This is a genomic window from Mitsuaria sp. TWR114 (assembly GCF_007997345.1).
This window is the reverse complement of sequence record NZ_VOSR01000413.1, coordinates 4,547-4,949: the sequence shown is the minus strand read 5'-3', so window position 1 is coordinate 4,949 and position 403 is coordinate 4,547. Positions and strand designations below refer to the sequence as shown.

The 403-nt window shown below is 69.5% G+C and carries 1 pseudogene (only partly in view); it reads left to right on the top strand.

Annotation, left to right across the window (positions count from 1 at the left end):
- Positions 1-36: 36 nt before the first annotated feature.
- A pseudogene (locus FUT87_RS15460) lies at positions 37-403 on the top strand (LytR/AlgR family response regulator transcription factor) (it continues 394 nt past the right edge of the window).

Genomic DNA, 403 nt, shown 5'->3' with positions numbered 1-403 from the left:
TCCCTCTTGAATCCCTCTTCACATGGAGACGCCCGCATGCCCACCGCCCTGATCGCCGAAGACGAGGACCTGCTGGCCGCCCATCTGCGCCAGGAACTGAAAGCGCTGTGGCCGGCGCTGGACATCGTCGCGATGGCGACGCACGGCGAGGAGGCGGCGACGCTGGCGCTCCGGCACCAGCCCGAGGTCTGTTTCCTGGACATCCGCATGCCGGGCATGACGGGACTCGAGGCGGCGGCGCAGCTAGCCGACGAGTGGCCGGACGGGACACCGTTCCCGCTGCTGGTCTTCGTCACCGCCTATGACCAGTTCGCGCTCCAGGCCTTCGAGCGCGCCGCGGTGGACTACCTGCTCAAGCCAGTGCAGCGGGAGCGCCTGGCGCAGACGGTGACCCGGCTGCAGG